Origin of the sequence: Janthinobacterium violaceinigrum (genome assembly GCF_009208555.1) — a bacterium.
In the GTDB taxonomy this organism is placed as follows: domain Bacteria; phylum Pseudomonadota; class Gammaproteobacteria; order Burkholderiales; family Burkholderiaceae_D; genus Janthinobacterium; species Janthinobacterium violaceinigrum.
In genome coordinates this window covers 65,588-82,032 of the sequence record NZ_WFLI01000002.1, presented here as the reverse complement: position 1 = coordinate 82,032, position 16,445 = coordinate 65,588, and the positions used below count along the sequence as shown (strand labels likewise).

Annotated in this window: 14 protein-coding genes; all 14 read left to right on the top strand. The window is 64.0% G+C overall.

Annotation, left to right across the window (positions count from 1 at the left end):
• Window positions 1-1,257 carry a 2-oxoglutarate dehydrogenase complex dihydrolipoyllysine-residue succinyltransferase gene (odhB, locus tag GCN75_RS02020; protein WP_152258544.1) on the top strand — a complete coding sequence of 419 codons (1,257 nt, stop codon included), beginning with the start codon at window positions 1-3 and terminating at the stop codon, window positions 1,255-1,257.
• A gap of 94 nt (window positions 1,258-1,351) precedes the next feature.
• Window positions 1,352-1,729, top strand: coding sequence for a PspC domain-containing protein (locus tag GCN75_RS02015; RefSeq protein ID WP_152281124.1), 378 nt, complete (start codon window positions 1,352-1,354; stop codon window positions 1,727-1,729).
• Complete coding sequence (gene lpdA / locus GCN75_RS02010) at window positions 1,719-3,149, top strand: dihydrolipoyl dehydrogenase (RefSeq protein WP_035820749.1); 1,431 nt, start codon at window positions 1,719-1,721, stop codon at window positions 3,147-3,149. Before GCN75_RS02015 ends, lpdA begins: the two co-directional genes overlap by 11 nt.
• 92 nt (window positions 3,150-3,241) lie before the next feature.
• Window positions 3,242-4,339: a cell division protein ZapE gene (zapE, locus tag GCN75_RS02005; protein WP_152258546.1), complete on the top strand. Its 1,098-nt coding sequence runs from the start codon at window positions 3,242-3,244 to the stop codon at window positions 4,337-4,339.
• Window positions 4,340-4,355: 16 nt separating this feature from the next.
• Window positions 4,356-5,090: a hypothetical protein gene (locus GCN75_RS02000; RefSeq protein ID WP_226941013.1), complete on the top strand. Its 735-nt coding sequence runs from the start codon at window positions 4,356-4,358 to the stop codon at window positions 5,088-5,090.
• Window positions 5,091-5,247: 157 nt separating this feature from the next.
• Window positions 5,248-5,448 carry a YdcH family protein gene (locus GCN75_RS01995; RefSeq protein WP_010399897.1) on the top strand — a complete coding sequence of 67 codons (201 nt, stop codon included), beginning with the start codon at window positions 5,248-5,250 and terminating at the stop codon, window positions 5,446-5,448.
• Window positions 5,449-5,491: 43 nt separating this feature from the next.
• On the top strand, window positions 5,492-7,546 hold the full coding sequence (locus GCN75_RS01990; RefSeq protein ID WP_405002773.1) for an ATP-dependent DNA helicase: 2,055 nt from the start codon (window positions 5,492-5,494) through the stop codon (window positions 7,544-7,546).
• Window positions 7,547-7,829: 283 nt separating this feature from the next.
• Window positions 7,830-8,435: a toll/interleukin-1 receptor domain-containing protein gene (locus GCN75_RS01985; protein ID WP_034752049.1), complete on the top strand. Its 606-nt coding sequence runs from the start codon at window positions 7,830-7,832 to the stop codon at window positions 8,433-8,435.
• Window positions 8,436-8,454: 19 nt separating this feature from the next.
• Complete coding sequence (locus GCN75_RS01980) at window positions 8,455-10,920, top strand: tetratricopeptide repeat protein (protein WP_152281122.1); 2,466 nt, start codon at window positions 8,455-8,457, stop codon at window positions 10,918-10,920.
• Window positions 10,921-11,014: 94 nt separating this feature from the next.
• On the top strand, window positions 11,015-11,752 hold the full coding sequence (surE, locus tag GCN75_RS01975; RefSeq protein WP_152281121.1) for a 5'/3'-nucleotidase SurE: 738 nt from the start codon (window positions 11,015-11,017) through the stop codon (window positions 11,750-11,752).
• A 22-nt stretch (window positions 11,753-11,774) separates the two neighbouring features.
• Window positions 11,775-12,662, top strand: a complete 888-nt coding sequence (locus tag GCN75_RS01970) for a protein-L-isoaspartate(D-aspartate) O-methyltransferase (RefSeq protein ID WP_152281120.1) — start codon at window positions 11,775-11,777, stop codon at window positions 12,660-12,662.
• Between the two features lie 42 nt (window positions 12,663-12,704).
• Window positions 12,705-13,625 carry a peptidoglycan DD-metalloendopeptidase family protein gene (locus GCN75_RS01965; RefSeq protein ID WP_152281119.1) on the top strand — a complete coding sequence of 307 codons (921 nt, stop codon included), beginning with the start codon at window positions 12,705-12,707 and terminating at the stop codon, window positions 13,623-13,625.
• A gap of 8 nt (window positions 13,626-13,633) precedes the next feature.
• Complete coding sequence (gene rpoS, locus GCN75_RS01960) at window positions 13,634-14,665, top strand: RNA polymerase sigma factor RpoS (protein ID WP_099374978.1); 1,032 nt, start codon at window positions 13,634-13,636, stop codon at window positions 14,663-14,665.
• Window positions 14,666-14,905: 240 nt separating this feature from the next.
• Window positions 14,906-16,249: a 23S rRNA (uracil(1939)-C(5))-methyltransferase RlmD gene (gene rlmD / locus GCN75_RS01955; protein WP_152281118.1), complete on the top strand. Its 1,344-nt coding sequence runs from the start codon at window positions 14,906-14,908 to the stop codon at window positions 16,247-16,249.
• Window positions 16,250-16,445: the final 196 nt, after the last annotated feature.

Sequence of the window (16,445 nt, the reverse complement as noted above, 5' to 3'; positions counted from 1 at the left end):
ATGGCACAAATCGAAGTCAAAGTTCCCCAGTTGTCGGAATCGGTTGCAGAAGCGACCCTGCTGGCATGGCACAAGAAAGTCGGCGAGCCAGTCGCGCGCGACGAAAACATGATCGATATCGAAACCGACAAAGTCGTGCTGGAACTGCCAGCGCCTGCCGCTGGCGTGATCGTGCAGATCATCAAGGATAACGGCGCCACCGTCGTGGCCGGCGAAGTCATCGCCATCATCGACACCGACGGCTCGGCCAAGGTCAGCCCGATGGAAGTGTCGGCCGTTGCCGCACCAGCCCTGGCTGCCGCTGCACAAGACGCTTCGACCGCTTCGGCTCCTGCCGCTGCAAGCAAAGGCGATGTCGCCATGCCTGCCGCCGCCAAGATCCTGTCCGAAAAAGGCCTGTCCGCTGGCGACGTCGCCGGTTCCGGCAAAGATGGCCGCGTGACCAAGGGCGACGCCCTGGCCGCTTCCGCCAAGCCTGCCGTTGCGCCGCTGGCGCCAGCCGCTGCCAAGCCAGCGCTGCAGCAAGTGGCCACGCCGGCCGCCGCCAACCTGGGCGACCGTCCGGAAGAGCGCGTGCCGATGAGCCGCCTGCGCGCACGTATCGCCGAGCGCCTGCTGCAATCGCAATCGACGAACGCCATCCTGACCACGTTCAATGAAGTGAACATGCAGCCGGTCATCGACCTGCGCAACAAGTACAAGGACAAGTTCGAGAAAGAGCACGGCGTCAAGCTGGGCTTCATGTCCTTCTTCGTCAAGGCCGCCGTCGCTGCCCTGAAAAAGTACCCGATCATCAATGCTTCCGTTGACGGCAACGACATCGTTTACCACGGCTACTTCGACATCGGCATCGCCGTCGGTTCGCCACGCGGCCTGGTCGTGCCTATCATCCGCAATGCGGACCAGCTGTCGATCGCCGACATCGAGAAAAAAATCGGTGAATTCGGCGCGAAAGCCAAGGAAGGCAAGCTGACCCTGGACGACCTGACGGGCGGCACGTTCTCGATCTCGAACGGCGGCACCTTCGGCTCCATGCTGTCGACCCCGATCATCAACCCGCCGCAATCGGCTATCCTGGGCGTGCATGCGACCAAGGACCGCGCCGTTGTCGAAAACGGCCAGATCGTGGTGCGTCCGATGAACTACCTGGCCATGTCCTACGACCACCGCATCATCGACGGCCGCGAAGCCGTCCTGGGCCTGGTGGCGATGAAAGAAGCGCTGGAAGATCCTGCACGCCTGCTGCTGGACCTGTAAGCACCGTAGTCCCCCGGCGTAGCCGCCGGGGCAATGTAGTTGATACCCCTTGCCAGAAGACGCAGCTGGCTGATCTCAATGAAAGAGGATTCCTATGAACGTCTCTGAAGAAATCAAGCGTCTGCACGAGTTGCACCTGGCGGGCGCCCTGAGCGAGGCGGAATTCGCGCAAGCGAAAGCCAAGCTCCTGAGCAATATCAACCTGGACAAGCCGGACAGCACGTCCGGCGCCGCCGCCGGCCCCGCGAACGACCTGGTGCAGGAATTCAACCGCCTGCGCCGTTCGCGCAACGACCGCTGGCTCGGTGGCGTGTGCGGCGGCCTGGGCCGCGCTTCCGGCATGGAAGCGTGGATCTGGCGCCTCGTCTTTGTCCTGTTTACATTGACCTTCGGCTTCGGCGTGGCGATTTACCTTCTATTGTGGATTTTCGTACCAGACGAAGAGATTGGAATAACAAAACATGAGTACTAAACAATTTGACGTAGTTGTCATCGGTGCGGGCCCTGGCGGCTACATCGCCGCCATCCGCGCAGCGCAGCTGGGCTTTTCCGTCGCCTGCGTCGACGAGTGGTCGAACGCCAAGGGCGGCGCCGCTCCCGGCGGTACCTGCACCAACGTGGGCTGCATCCCGTCGAAAGCGCTGCTGCAATCGTCCGAGCATTTCGAACACGCGGGCCACAGCTTCGCCGAGCACGGCATCGATGTCGCCGGCCTGAAGCTGAACCTGGGCCAGATGCTCAAGCGTAAAGACACGGTCGTCAAGCAAAACAACGACGGCATCCTGTACCTGTTCAAGAAGAACAAGATCGCCTTCTTCCACGGCCGCGCCGCTTTCGCTGCCGCCGCCGCTGGCGCGTATGAAATCAGCGTGACGGGCGAAGCCAACGAAACCTTGTCGGCCAAGCACGTGGTCATCGCCACGGGCTCGAACGCGCGCGAACTGCCGGGCGCACCATTCGACGAGAAACTGATCCTGTCGAACACGGGCGCACTGGCCATCGACGCCGTACCAGCCAAGCTGGGCGTCATCGGTGCCGGCGTGATCGGTCTGGAAATGGGCAGCGTCTGGCGCCGCCTGGGTTCCGACGTCACCGTGCTGGAAGGCCTGCCGGTCTTCCTGGGCGCCGTGGACGAGCAGATCGCCAAGGAAGCGTCGAAGCTGTTCACCAAGCAGGGCTTGAAGATCAACCTCGGTTGCAAGATCGGTGCGATCACGCCAGGCAAGAAAGACGTCACCGTGGAATTCGTGGACGCCAAGGGCGAAGCGCAAAAAGCCGTGTTCGACAAACTGATCATCTCGATCGGCCGTACGCCGAACACGAATGGCCTGGGTGCCGACAAGGTCGGCCTGCAGCTGGACGAGCGCGGCTTCATCGCCGTCGACGGCGACTGCAAGACCAACCTGCCGAACGTGTGGGCAGTGGGCGACGTCGTGCGCGGCCCGATGCTGGCGCACAAGGCGGAAGAAGAAGGCGTTGCCGTGGCCGAGCGTATCGCCGGCCAGCACGGTCACACCAACTTCAACACGATTCCCTGGGTGATCTACACCTCGCCGGAAATCGCGTGGGTCGGCAAGACCGAGCAAACCCTGAAGGCGGAAGGCATCGCCTACAAGGCCGGCACTTTCCCGTTCATGGCCAACGGCCGTGCGCGCGCGCTGGGTGACACCTCGGGCATGGTGAAATTCCTGGCCGATGCGACCACCGATGAAATCCTCGGCGTGCACATCGTCGGGCCGATGGCGTCCGAACTGATTTCCGAAGCCGTCGTGGCGATGGAATTCAAGGCGTCGGCCGAAGACATCGCGCGCATCTGCCACGCCCACCCATCCTTGTCGGAAGCGACCAAGGAAGCGGCACTGGCCGTCGATAAGCGTACGCTGAACTTCTAAGCGCTACAGTACTTCGCAGCGGGCCGGCAAAGCAGTTTCTGCCTTGCCGGCCCGTTTGCGCTATGTCAAGAATCCCTGTTGAATCGAATCCCATGAACGTTGAAGAGTTTTACCAGCACGCGTTGCAGAAGCGCGATTTCAAGGCCGATGCCGCCCAGCGGCGCGCGGTCGACCGCCTGCAGCTGTGCTATGACGAGTGGGTGGCCTACAAGGGCCAGCGCTCGAGTACCTTCAAGCGTCTGCTCAACCGTCCCGCCGTGCCGAAGGGCGTGTACATGTGGGGTGGGGTGGGGCGCGGTAAATCGTTCCTGATGGATAGTTTTTACTCGGTCGTGCCCCTGGTGCGCAAGACGCGATTGCATTTCCACGAATTCATGCGCGGCGTGCACCAGCAGCTCGATGAATTGAAAGGCGTGGCCGACCCGCTCGACGAGGTGGCCAAGCGCATCGCCAAGAAATACCGTTTGATCTGCTTCGATGAATTCCACGTCTCGGACATCGCCGACGCGATGATCCTGTACAACCTGCTGTCGGCCCTGTTCGCCAATGGCGTGTCCTTCATCATGACCTCGAATTACGATCCGGACCTGCTGTATCCGGACGGCCTGCACCGCGACCGCATGCTGCCGACCATCGCGCTGCTGAAGGAAAAGCTCGACGTGCTGAACGTCGACGCGGGCGTCGATTACCGGGGCCGTGCGCTGGAACAGGTGGAAAGCTACTACACGCCGCTGGGCGCGGCCACCGACAAGGCCTTGCGCGACGCCTATACGCGCATCGCCGAGACGGCCGACGAAGATGCGCGCATCCGCATCGAAAGCCGCGAAATCCATTGCCTGCGCCGCGCCGGCGGCATCATCTGGTTCGATTTCGCCACCCTGTGCGGCGGTCCCCGCTCGCAAAATGACTACCTGGAAATCGCCAGCCGCTTCCATACGGTGATATTGTCCGGGATACCGGCCATGTCGGCGGCGCAGTCGTCCGAGGCGCGCCGCTTTACCTGGCTGATCGACGTGTTCTATGATCAGAAGGTCAAGCTGATCATGTCGGCCGAAGTGGCGCCGGACCAGCTGTACACGAACGGCATGCTGGCCAACGAGTTTCACCGTACCGTTTCGCGTATCATCGAGATGCAATCGCGCGAATACATGGAAAAAGAACAGCGCGGCGCGGCCGACGCGATCGTTTGAGGCAGGGATAATGAAGATGATGGCAAATACGATGTACAAGCTGGGAGCGGCGCTGGGCCTGGCCCTGGCATTGTCCGCCTGCGCGCACCAGGGTGTCGCGGCACTGGACGAAGTGGGCGTACCGCAGGTGCCCGCCACCTTGTCGGTGGAAGAAGCGGACGCCAAGCTGAAGCAGTCAGCCAGCGAGCGCGAGGCGGCGGAAAACGAGTTTGCCGCGCGCGAACTGGAATGCTACAGCAAGTTTTTCGTGAATAACTGCCTGGACGCTGCCAAGGAAAAGCGCCGCCTGATCCTCGTGCGCCTGCGCGCCATCGACGCGGAAGCGAACTACTTCAAGCGGGCCGAGTCCGTGCGCCTGCGCGATATCGACCTGGCGCGCACGCAGGAAGATGCGCGCCTGGATGCCGAACAGCGGGCCGCGGCCGTGCCCAAGCCCGTGAAAGTGGTCGCGCCCGAGCCGGAACCACCCAAGCCGCAAGGCAAGAGCGTGGCCGAGCGCGAGGCGGAGCACGCGGCAAAGGTAGCGAAACAGGCTGCCGACGATGCGGCCGAAGCGCCGCGCCGCGCGGCCCGCGAAGCGGCTTACGCGCGCAAGCAGGCCGACGCCGTGGCGCGCCAGAAGCGGGTGGCGCAACGGCTGGCCGAGCGCCAGGCCGAAGCGCAGGCCAAGGCGGCCAAGGCGGCCGCGGAAGCTGCCGGCACGCCGGCCGCTGCCGTGCCTGTTCCAGTGCCCGTGCCGCCGGCCAAATAAGACGGCCGCGCAGGGGGCATGCCGGAAATGGCGTGCCCTAACACGCGCGGCAGGTTAAACTACGCACTTGCCGGTGATGCCGGCCCCATGGCTGCCTGCGTACGCTGCGCGCGCCTGTTTCCCAACACTGTTACCAACACTGCCTGGAACGCAACACATGAGCGATGCACAGCATATAGAGCGGCGCCTGATTGAACTCAACGTGGAACACCGTGACCTCGATGCCGTCATCGAGTTGCTGATACTCGATGGTCACCATGACGAGCTGCAACTGCGCCGCCTGAAAAAGCGCAAATTGCAATTGAAGGATCACATCACCTTGCTGAAAATGCAGTTGGTGCCCGACGTTCCCGCCTGAGGGGCGCCAGCAGCGCCCAGTCCAGTCTTCACCTAAGTATATTTTGACCGATCACAATTTATTGCCCGCAAGCCCAGATGGCCAGCCTGCCGCTCTGCCAGCCGATGTGCCAGCCGAACCCCAGGCCGCCCCTGGCAAGCACGATGCCGACATCGAGCGCCTGTTCGGCGCCGGCGGCCCGCTCGGTCCCGCCGTGGGCAGCTACAAGCCGCGCCGTTCGCAAACGGAGATGGCCAAGGCCATCGCCAGCGCCATCGACAGCCAGACGACCCTGATCGCCGAGGCGGGCACGGGCACGGGCAAGACTTTTGCCTACCTGGTGCCGGCCCTGATGTGGGGCGGCAAGACCATTGTTTCCACCGGTACCAAGAACTTGCAGGACCAGCTGTTCCTGCGCGATATCCCCACTGTGCGCGCCGCGCTGCAGGCGCCCGTTTCCGTGGCGCTGCTGAAGGGGCGCTCGAACTACGTCTGCCACTATCACCTGGAACGCACCCTGCAGAACGGCCGCATGACGTCGCGCGACGACGTGGGCCACCTGCGCGAAATTTCGCGCTTCATCAAGATGACGAGCTCGGGCGACAAGGCGGAACTGGCCAAGGTGCCGGAAAACGCCATGATCTGGAACCTGGTGACGTCCACGCGCGACACCTGCATGGGCGCCGAGTGCCAGTATTACCAGGATTGCTTCGTCATGAAGGCCCGCAAGGAAGCGCAGCAGGCCGACGTGGTGGTGGTCAACCACCACCTGTTCTTTGCCGACGTGGCCCTGAAGGACACGGGCGTGGCGGAATTGCTGCCGTCGGCCAATACCATCATCTTTGATGAGGCGCACCAGCTGCCCGATACGGCCACTTTGTTTTTCGGCAACACGGTGTCCACGTCGCAAATCCTGGAACTGTGCCGCGACGTGCTGGCCGAGGGCCTCGCGCATGCGCGCGGCATCGACTGGGCCAAGACCGTGACGGTGGTGGAAAAGGCGGCGCGCGACCTGCGCCTGACCTTCCCGCAGGATATCGTGCGCCTGTCCTTGCCGCAAATCGCCCCGTCGAGCGACTTCTTTCCCGCGCTCGATACGCTCAAGGATGAGCTTGACGGCATGGTGGCCGTGCTGGAAACCCAGGCGGAACGGGCGGAAACGCTGGAACAGTGCCGCGTGCGCGGCGTCGAGCTGGCGCAGCAGCTGAGCGGCTGGAAATTCGATCCGAAGGCGAAAGTGGCGGCCGGCGAAGAAGCCGTGTTCTGGGTGGAAGCGTTTTCCAGCTCCCTGCAACTGCATAAAACGCCGCTGTCGATCGCCCCGATCTTCAACAACCAGCGCGAAGGCACGCCGCGCAGCTGGATCTTTACGTCGGCGACCCTGGCCGTGAAGAACGATTTCAAGCACTTTTCCGAACAGATGGGCTTGACGGGCGAACCGTCGCACACCTGGCCGAGCCCGTTCGACTATGGCCAGCAAGGCTTGCTGTTCGTGCCGCAAAACCTGCCGCAGCCGAACTCGCTGGGCTACACGGACGCCGTCATCGACTGCGCCCTGCCCATCATCGAGGCGGCCGGCGGGCGTACCTTCTTCCTGTGCACGACCTTGCGCGCCGTGAAGCGGGCGGCAGAACGCCTGGCCGACGAATTCAAGCAGCGGGGCCTGAACTTCCCCCTGTTCGTGCAGGGAGAAAAGGGCCGCACGGAATTGCTGGACCAGTTCCGCGCCGCCGGCAATGGCGTGCTGATCGGCAGTCAGAGCTTCTGGGAAGGCGTCGACGTGCGCGGCGACGCGCTCTCGCTGGTGATCATCGACAAGCTGCCGTTCGCGCCGCCCGACGATCCCGTGCTGGCCGCGCGCATCGAGGTGATGGAAAAGCAGGGCAAGAACGGCTTCATGCACCATTCGCTGCCGGAAGCCATCATCAACCTGAAGCAGGGCGCGGGCCGCCTGATCCGCGACGAGGGCGACCGGGGCGTGCTGATGATCTGCGATCCCCGCCTCATTTCCAAGCCGTACGGCAAGCGCATCTGGCAAAGCCTGCCGCCGTTCAAGCGCACGCGCGATACGGCCGAAGTGGTGGAGTTCTTCCGCAACCTGCCCGCTAGGGGCGCTTAAGTCTTCGCTTAAGTTCTGCCTGCCGGCGCTATCCGCGCGCCGGCTTATTTCCCTTTGTTATCAATCACATGGCGGTTTTCGCGCGGCGCCTGCCTGCGCGCCCGGCATGCCAGAAATGGGCGTGATCGCGCCAGTTTCTGGCATTTTTCTCCATGTCCAGGACGCCAGACACATCTTTGCGCCAGCGCAAACAGGCTTGTTGCCGAGCGGTCTACAGTGAGCGCATGCCTTGCAGGGTCAAGGCGCGGCGATGGCAGCGCCGCACGGGGAACAGGGGGATGCCATGGAGATCCGCTACGGCTGTTTCTTGAGCTATGCACACGGCCAATATGCGTTCATGAACAAGTTCAAGAATGATCTTATCGAGGCGCTGGCCTGCTACTTGGAGCCGCACCTGGACCGCGAGGAAGTCCTGTTCATCGACAGCGAACAGCTGGGCGGCGGCGACGATATCGACCTGCGCGTGGCGCGCGCCATGTGCCAGAGCGTCTGCATGATCGTGCTGTACACGCCAAAATATGAAGCGCACGGCTACACGCGGCGCGAATTTGCTGCCATGCAGCTGATCGAGCAGGAGCGGCGCGCCTGGTATGAGCTGCCCAGTCACCTGATCATCCCCATCATCATGACGCGCCATCCGGACGGCTTGCCGCCACAGATCACGGAGTCGGGGCTGTACGTGGATTTCTCCGGCTACACGCTGGCCAGCGGCGACCTGAAATCGAACCCCCAATACCTGCCCGATATCGAACGCATCGTGCAGCGCATCGCCACGCACTACCACTTGCTCAAGCGGTCGACGCCGCCCGGCCACGATTGCAGCCGCTTCGTGCTGCCCGATATTCCACCGGAATGGCGCGCCATTCCGCCTCCTCACTTTCCACGTTAATCACGTAAAAGGTCCTGTCATGGAATGCCAACGCCTCTCCCTGCCACCTTTGAGCGCCCCTGGCGAAGTCGTCACCTTCTATTCCTACAAGGGCGGTACCGGCCGCACCATGGCCCTGTCGAACATCGCCGTGCTGCTGGCGCGGCGCGAAAACGCCAGCGTGCCCGTACTGATGCTGGACTGGGACATGGAAGCGCCGGGCCTGCACCATTATTTCGAGCAGCACGAGGAGCGGCCGGGCGTGCTCGAGTTCTTCGAGGCGTGTCGCCAGCAGCTCGAGCGCATCGGCCTGGAAACGGCGGGCGCGCGCGCCGGCGGGCAGGGCGGGGGCCGCGAGGATGCGGCGCTGGCCCAGCGCGTGCTCGACGCCATCGACTGGCAGCAATACGTGGTGCGCGTCGACCAGGGCAGTCCGCTGTACCTGATGCGCGCGGGGCGTTTCGACGCCAGCTACAGCGAGCGCCTGGCGCAGATGCGCTGGGATCAACTGTTCGACACGTGCCCGGCCCTGTTCCGCTGCTTCGCCGATACCCTGGCCCAGCATTTCCGCTATGTGCTGGTCGATTCGCGCACGGGCCGCACGGACAGCGCGGGCATCTGCACCACCTTGCTGCCGAAAAAGCTGGTGGTGGTCTTCACGCCGAACCGGCAAAGCCTGGAAGGCGTCGATGCGCTCGTCACGCGGGCCATCGAGTACCGCCGCAGCCACGAGGACGAACAGCGTCCGCTGCTCGTCTACCCCTTGCCGTCGCGCATAGAAATGGGCGATGGCGCGCAGCGCGCCGAGTGGCGCCGCGGCGATGCGCACAAGGGCATCGCCGGCTTCCAGCCCATGTTCGAGCGCCTGCTGCGCACGTCCTACGGCTTGTCGCAGATCGCCCTCGACAGCTATTTCGACGAAGTCCAGCTGCAGCAGACGAAAACCTTTGCCTATGGCGAACAGCTGGCCGTGCGCATCGACCAGGGCGGCGACCGCTTTTCCCTCACGCGCACCTTCGAAGCCTTCCTGCACTGGCTGACGGGCGGCTATTTTCCATGGCAATCGAGCCGTGAAATCGCCTTGCTGGGCGCCATCGGCGAAGCGCGCCAGGCCCTGCTGCTGGAGCCGGGCCGCGCCGTGGCCCTGCCGCTGGCGCGCGATCTGGCCCGCCTGGGCGAGCTGTACCGCAAGGATGGGCGCAGCGCGCAGGCGCTCGATGCCTTCCGCCAGAGCGTCGAGATCCGCGTGCGCCTGCTGGGCGAGGAGCATCCGGACAGCCTCGCGTGCAAGAGCGGCATGGCGCGCCTGCTGCGCCAGCTGGGCAAGCTCGACGAAGCCCGTTTCCTGGAAGAAGACGTGGTCGACGTGCGCGAGCGCGTGCTGGGCGGCGAACACCCCGATACCCTGGCCGCGCGGGCTTGCCTGGCGCAAACCCTGCTGCTGCAGGGGGAACTGGCGGCGGCCCTGCTGCTGCAGGACACGGTGCTGGCCACGTACGCGCGCCAGCTGGGCGGCGAACATCCGCTGACCCTGGACGCGATGGATGGCCGTGCCGCCACCCTGCTGCGCATGGGCCGGCTGGCGCAGGCGCAGCAAGTGCTGGCGACGGTGGTGGCGGCGCGCGAGCGCCTGTTCGGCGCCGAGCATGGCGATACCCTGCGCAGCAAGCTGGCCCTGGCGCAGGCGCTGGGGCGCGAAGGCGACCTGGAAGGCGCGCGGCGCCTGCTCGCTGCCGTCCTGCAGGCGCAGGAGCGGCGCCTGGGCAGCGACCATGCGGCCACCCTGGCCACGCGCGATTTGCTGGCCGATATCGTGGCCGGGCAGGGCGACTGGGCCGGCGCGCGCCAGCTGCATGAAGACCAGGTGGCGGCGCGCGAGCGCACGCGGGGGCTGGACCATCCGGAAACCCTGATGAGCCAGCGCAAGCTGGCCGAGGCGCTGCTGCGGCGCGGCGAACTCGATGCGGCGCGCAGCGTGCAGGAACAGGTGCTGGAAGTGCATGCGCGCCTGCTGGGCGAAGACCACCTCGATACCTTGCACAGCAAGACGCAATTGGCCGGCACCCTGCAGCAGCAGGGCGACAGCGCGGCGGCGCGCCTGCTGGAAGACGCCGTGCTGAGCGGCAGCGACCGGCTGTTGAATGCGCCCGTCACGGGGCATGCGGACAGCGTGCTGGACGGCGCGCGGCATTTGCAGGAAACCATCCTGGCCGGCCGCGCCAGCGGGCACGACGCAGCCGAGCCCGATACCCTGGCCAGCATGATTTCGATGTTGCAAGGCATGATAGAGCGCGAACAGTATGCGCAGGCGGGCGAACTGGCCGAACATCTGAAGTCTTGCCTGCTGCGCCCGGGCGTGCCGGGCAAGCTGCGCCGGCGCGGCATGGCGCAGCTGAAAAGGATGTATAAACTGCAAGGCGACCTGAATGCCTTGCTGGCCTTGCAGGAGGATGAAGTGCAGGCGCTGGAAGGGGCCTTGTCCGAGGCGCGCACCGAGCAGCGCTGACCTTGCGCGCCATGCCTGTGCGATGGCACAAATAATGCCGTCAATCGGCGTGCGGCACGCGCAGTGTTGGCATTGCTTCAGGTAAAATCTCGTTATGAGAATTCTTATCAGTAACGACGACGGTTACCTGGCGCCAGGCTTGGCAGCCCTGGCCGACGCGCTCGCGCCCATTGCCGACATCGTCGTGGTGGCGCCCGACAGCAACCGCTCGGGTGCGTCCAATTCGCTGTCGCTGGACCGACCCTTGTCCGTGCACAAGGCCGCCAACGGCTTTTATTTCGTCAACGGCACGCCCACCGACTGCGTGCATGTGGCGCTGACGGGCATGCTCATGGAGCGCCCCGACCTGGTGGTTTCCGGCATCAACAACGGCCCCAATATGGGTGACGACACCTTGTATTCGGGCACGGTGGCCGCCGCCACGGAAGGCTATCTGTTCGGCATTCCCGCCATCGCCTTTTCCCAGTCGCAGTTCGGCTGGGCCAACCTGGACGCGGCTGCCCGCGTGGCCAGGGACATCGTCGAGCGCCAGTTTGACGCCTTGCAGAAACCGTATCTGCTGAACGTGAACATCCCGGCGATTCCCTACGAGCAGATGCAAGGCATGGCGGCCACGCGCCTGGGCAAGCGCCATTCGGCCGAGCCGGTGATCCGCGCGCTCGACCCCCGCGGCCGTGAAATCTTCTGGATCGGCCCTGCGGGCGCTGCCAAGGAAGGGGGGCCGGGCACGGACTTCCATGCTGTTGAACATGGGAAAGTGTCGATCACCCCGCTGCAGATCGACCTCACCCATACCACCCAACTCGATGCGCTGGCACAAGGCCTGGCATGAGCGCTCACGATGACCGACAACCATGACCGATAAGCCGCGCACCTTCCCCTTGTCCCTCGATTCGCTGGCCGGCAAGCCCGCCAGGCAGGGCGGGGGGCAGTCGCTGGCGCAGTCGCGCATCGCCACGCCGCAGACGGCCACGCAGAATGCGGCGCAAAGCGCGGCCCGGGGCGGGGCGCCGCACCATGGCGCCGTGCCCATCGCGCCATCGCGCGCCCAGGCCATCGCCAATGAACGGGCGCAGCCGGCCACGGCGTCGCCGCCGCGGCAAAACCCGCTCGTCTCGGACGCCGTGCGCCGGGCCATGGTGGCGCGCATCGCGAAACAGGGCGTCAAGGACCCGGTGGTGCTGGACGCCATGCAAGCCGTGCCGCGCCACATGTTCATGGATGAGGCGCTGGCGTCGCAGGCGTACATCGACGCTTCCTTGCCCATCGGCCACCACCAGACCATTTCGCAGCCGTATATCGTGGCGCGCATGATCGAAGTGATGCGCCAGGGCGGCAGCCTGCAGCGCGTGCTGGAAATCGGCACGGGCTGCGGTTACCAGGCGGCGGTGCTGTCGCTGGTGGCAAAAGAGGTGTATTCGATCGAACGCATCCGGCCCTTGCACGAGCTGGCGAAGGCGAATCTGCGGCCGCTGCGCGTGTCGAATCTGCGCTTGCAGTACGGAGATGGTATGCTTGGCCTGCCGCAGGCGGCGCCCTTCGACGGGATCATCCTTGCCGCAGCCGGCCTGGAAGTCCCGCAAGCCCTGCTGGAACAGCTGGCGCCCGGCGGGCGTCTGGTTGCGCCGGTGGGGGCTAAATTGCAACACTTACAACTCATTACCCGGGTGGGAAAAATGGAATGGACCAGCCAGACCCTGGAAGATTGCCATTTCGTGCCTTTGCGCCCGGGCACCATATGATCCCCGGATCAGCTAGCAAGCAGGACCTAAATATACATGCGAATGATTAAGAAAAGTAACATACTCCTCTGCAGCCTCGCGCTGGCCGCCCTGTTGAGCGGTTGCGGCACCACAGGCGTCCAGGCGCCCGTCGTGGAGCGCCATCCCACGAGCAGCAGCGCCGCCGCCAGCGATCCCCGCGACCGCGACCCCGCTTTTTATACGGTCAAGCGGGGCGACACCCTGTTGCGCATCGCGCTGGAACACGGCCAGAATTACCGCGACCTGGTGGCCTGGAATGACTTGAGCAACCCGAACGACATCAAGGTCGACCAGGTATTGCGCGTGCTGCCGCCGAATGGCGACACGGGCGGCGCGCAGACGTCGGCCATCGTCATGCCGCCCGCCACGGAAGTCAAACCGGCGGCACCCGTCGTGCCGAAGAAAACGGGCCCGCGCGGCGAGAAGCGCGCGTACTCCGACGCCACCCTGGCCGAGCTGCGCGCCGATGGCGGCACCGGCGACACCAAGCCGGCACCGGCGCCGGCAGCCGCCGTTGCCGCCGCACCGGCTGCCGCAGCGGCAGCAGCGCCTGCGGCATCGGCGCCTGGCGACGACAAGATCAGCTGGATGTGGCCTTCCGAAGGCAAGGTCATCGGCACTTTTGACGAAGGCAAGAACAAGGGCGTCGATATCGCCGGCAAGGCGGGCCAGCAAGTGGTGGCCGCCGGCGCGGGAAAAGTCATGTATGCCGGGAGCGGAATCCGTGGTTATGGTAATCTTGTCATCGTGAAGCACAGTAATAGCCTGTTGTCGGCATATGCGCATAACCGCAGCATTCTGGTGAAGGAAGGGCAGAACGTCAACAAAGGCCAGGCCATCGCTGAAATGGGCGATTCCGATGCCGACCGCGTGAAGCTGCACTTTGAAATCCGCCAGCAGGGCAAGCCTGTCGATCCTTCGAAATTCCTGCCTAACCGTTAGGTAAAGCAATGACACACGCGCCGCACGATCAACTGGACGATGACCCGGAACCGCCGGAAGACGGGGCGGACGAAGTCGTGACGGACGATGCCGGTGAACTCGACGGCATTGACGCCGTCGACGCAGGCGAGGGCGGCGAAGTGGCCAGCGTCAGCGTGCTGGTCGAAAGTGTCGATGAACTGAAAAAAGTGCTGGCGGCCGAGCTGTCGACCGATACCACGCAGCACTATCTGAACCAGATCGGCACGCGGCCCCTGCTGACGGCGGCGCAAGAGGTGCATTACGCCACCCTCGCCAAGCAGGGCAATTTCGAAGCGCGGCAAACCATGATCGAGCACAACCTGCGCCTGGTGGTGTCGATCGCCAAGCATTACATCAACCGCGGCGTGGTCTTGCTCGACATGATAGAAGAGGGCAACATCGGCCTGATGCGGGCCATCGACAAGTTCGAGCCCGAACGCGGTTTCCGCTTTTCCACGTACGCCACCTGGTGGATACGCCAGAGCATCGAGCGGGCCATCATGAACCAGGCGCGCACGGTGCGCCTGCCCGTGCACATGGTGCGCGAACTGAATCAAATACTGCGCGGCAAATATCACCTGGAAGCCCAGCACCACGACGGCAAGGATGCCACCGCGGAAGATATCGCCCACCTGGTGGGCCGTCCCGTGGAAGAGGTGCAGGATATCCTGGCCCTGTCCGAGCATGCCACCTCGCTCGACGCGCCGCTCGACAACGACCCGCAGTCATCCCTGATGGACATGTTGCCCGGCGCCAGCGAAGACAGCCCCGACGCGCGCGCGGAACACCATGAAATGACGGTGCTGGTGCGCGACTGGCTGACCAAGCTGCCCGACAAGCAGCGCGTGGTCATCATGCGCCGCTTCGGCCTCGACAACGACGACCCCGCCACCCTGGAAACCCTGGCCGAGGAAATGGGCGTGACGCGGGAACGAGTGCGGCAGATCCAGCAGGAAGCCTTGATCAAGCTCAAACGGGCCATGGCCGCACGCGGCGTCGTGCGCGACTCCCTACTGTAGCAAGTCTGATAAAAAGCACATGGCGGCGTTGCATGGCCTCGCCGTACTGACGTACTGTCTTCGGCCACGCGCCTTGCCCTGCGCATTTTCTCAGGCTTGCTGCCCGGTGAGGGCTTGAGCGGCTTTTGCCTGTCGCGATCTGCTATCATACGCCCCGCTCGCGGCGCCTGACCTTTCCCCCATTGTTTGCAAGTTCCAGCGCGGCCCTGCGTCCTGGCCCACTCTTACCTATTGATCGCTATGCAAGAAAATATCATCGAAATCAAATCGCTCGACATGGACGCCCGTGGCGTTGGCCATATTGAGAACGAAGACGGCTCGCCGGGCAAGGTCGTGTTTGTCGAGGGCGCGCTGCCGGGCGAGCGCGTCAGCTTTGTGACGTTCAAGAAAAAGAAGAACTGGGAAATGGCCCGCATGACGGCGCTGCACCGCGAATCGTCGATGCGCGTGACGCCCAAGTGCAAGCATTTCGACAATTGCGGCGGCTGCTCGATGCAGCACCTGGAACCGTCGGCGCAGGTGGCGATCAAGCAGCGCGTGCTGGAAGATAACTTGTGGCATATCGGCAAGGTGCGTCCGCAAAGCATCATGCGCCCCATGTATGGCCCGACGTGGGGCTACCGCTACCGCGCGCGCCTGTCCGTGCGCCACGTCAAGAAGAAAGACGCCGTGCTGGTGGGCTTCCATGAAAAGAAATCGGCGTTCGTGGCCGACATGGATAGCTGCGAAATCTTGCCGCCGCACATTTCCGCCATGCTGCTGCCGCTGCGCGGATTGATTGCTTCGCTGTCCATCTTCGACCAGATGCCGCAGATCGAACTGGCCGTGGGCGAAGACGTCACGGCCATGGTCTTGCGCATCATGGCGCCCCTGACGGCGGACGATGAAACGAAATTGAAAGCCTTTGCCGACGAATACGGCGTGCAATGGTGGCTGCAGGTGAAAGGCCCGGAAACGGCCGTGCCGTTTTATCCGCTGGACAAGCAATTGCACTACCTGCTGCCGGAATTCGGCGTCAAGATGCCGTTCAAGCCCGTCGATTTCACGCAGGTGAACCACCACATCAACCGCGTGCTGGTGTCGAAAGCCCTGCGCCTGCTGGAAGTGCAGCCGACCGACCGCGTGGCCGACCTGTTCTGCGGCCTGGGCAATTTCACCTTGCCGCTGGCTACGCAAGGCAGCGAAGTGGTGGGCATCGAAGGCAGCACCACCCTGACGGAGCGGGCGCTGGAAAACGCGCTGGCCAATGGCCTGGCGGAAAAAACTTCGTTCTCCACGCGCAACCTGTTCGAAGTGACGACGGACGACCTGATCGCGCTGGGCAAGTTCGACCGTATCCTGATCGACCCGCCCCGCGATGGCGCCATGGCCCTGTGCCAGGCACTGGTCGGCCTGTCGCAAGTGCGTCCCGACATGCTGCCCAAGCGCATCGTCTACGTGTCGTGCAGCCCGTCCACCCTGGCGCGCGACGCCGGCATCCTGGCGCTGGAAGCGGGCTATGTGCTGAGCAAAGCCGGCGTGGTGAACATGTTCCCGCACACCTCGCACGTCGAGTCGATGGCGGTATTTGATCTTGCGCAATAAGTATTAAAGATACGGCGGGTGGCCAGGCAGGCACCCGCCGCTGCAATCGCCAGCGGCATGCATTTCCACCCTAATACCACTTACGCTGTTTTATAAAATTGGTCTGTTTTTTCTCGATCAATCCTTCCCGTTCCTCCTCCCTCTGCCGTTTTTTTCATTGTCCAGTAGGACAACACGCCGTCCGCATAAGCCGCTG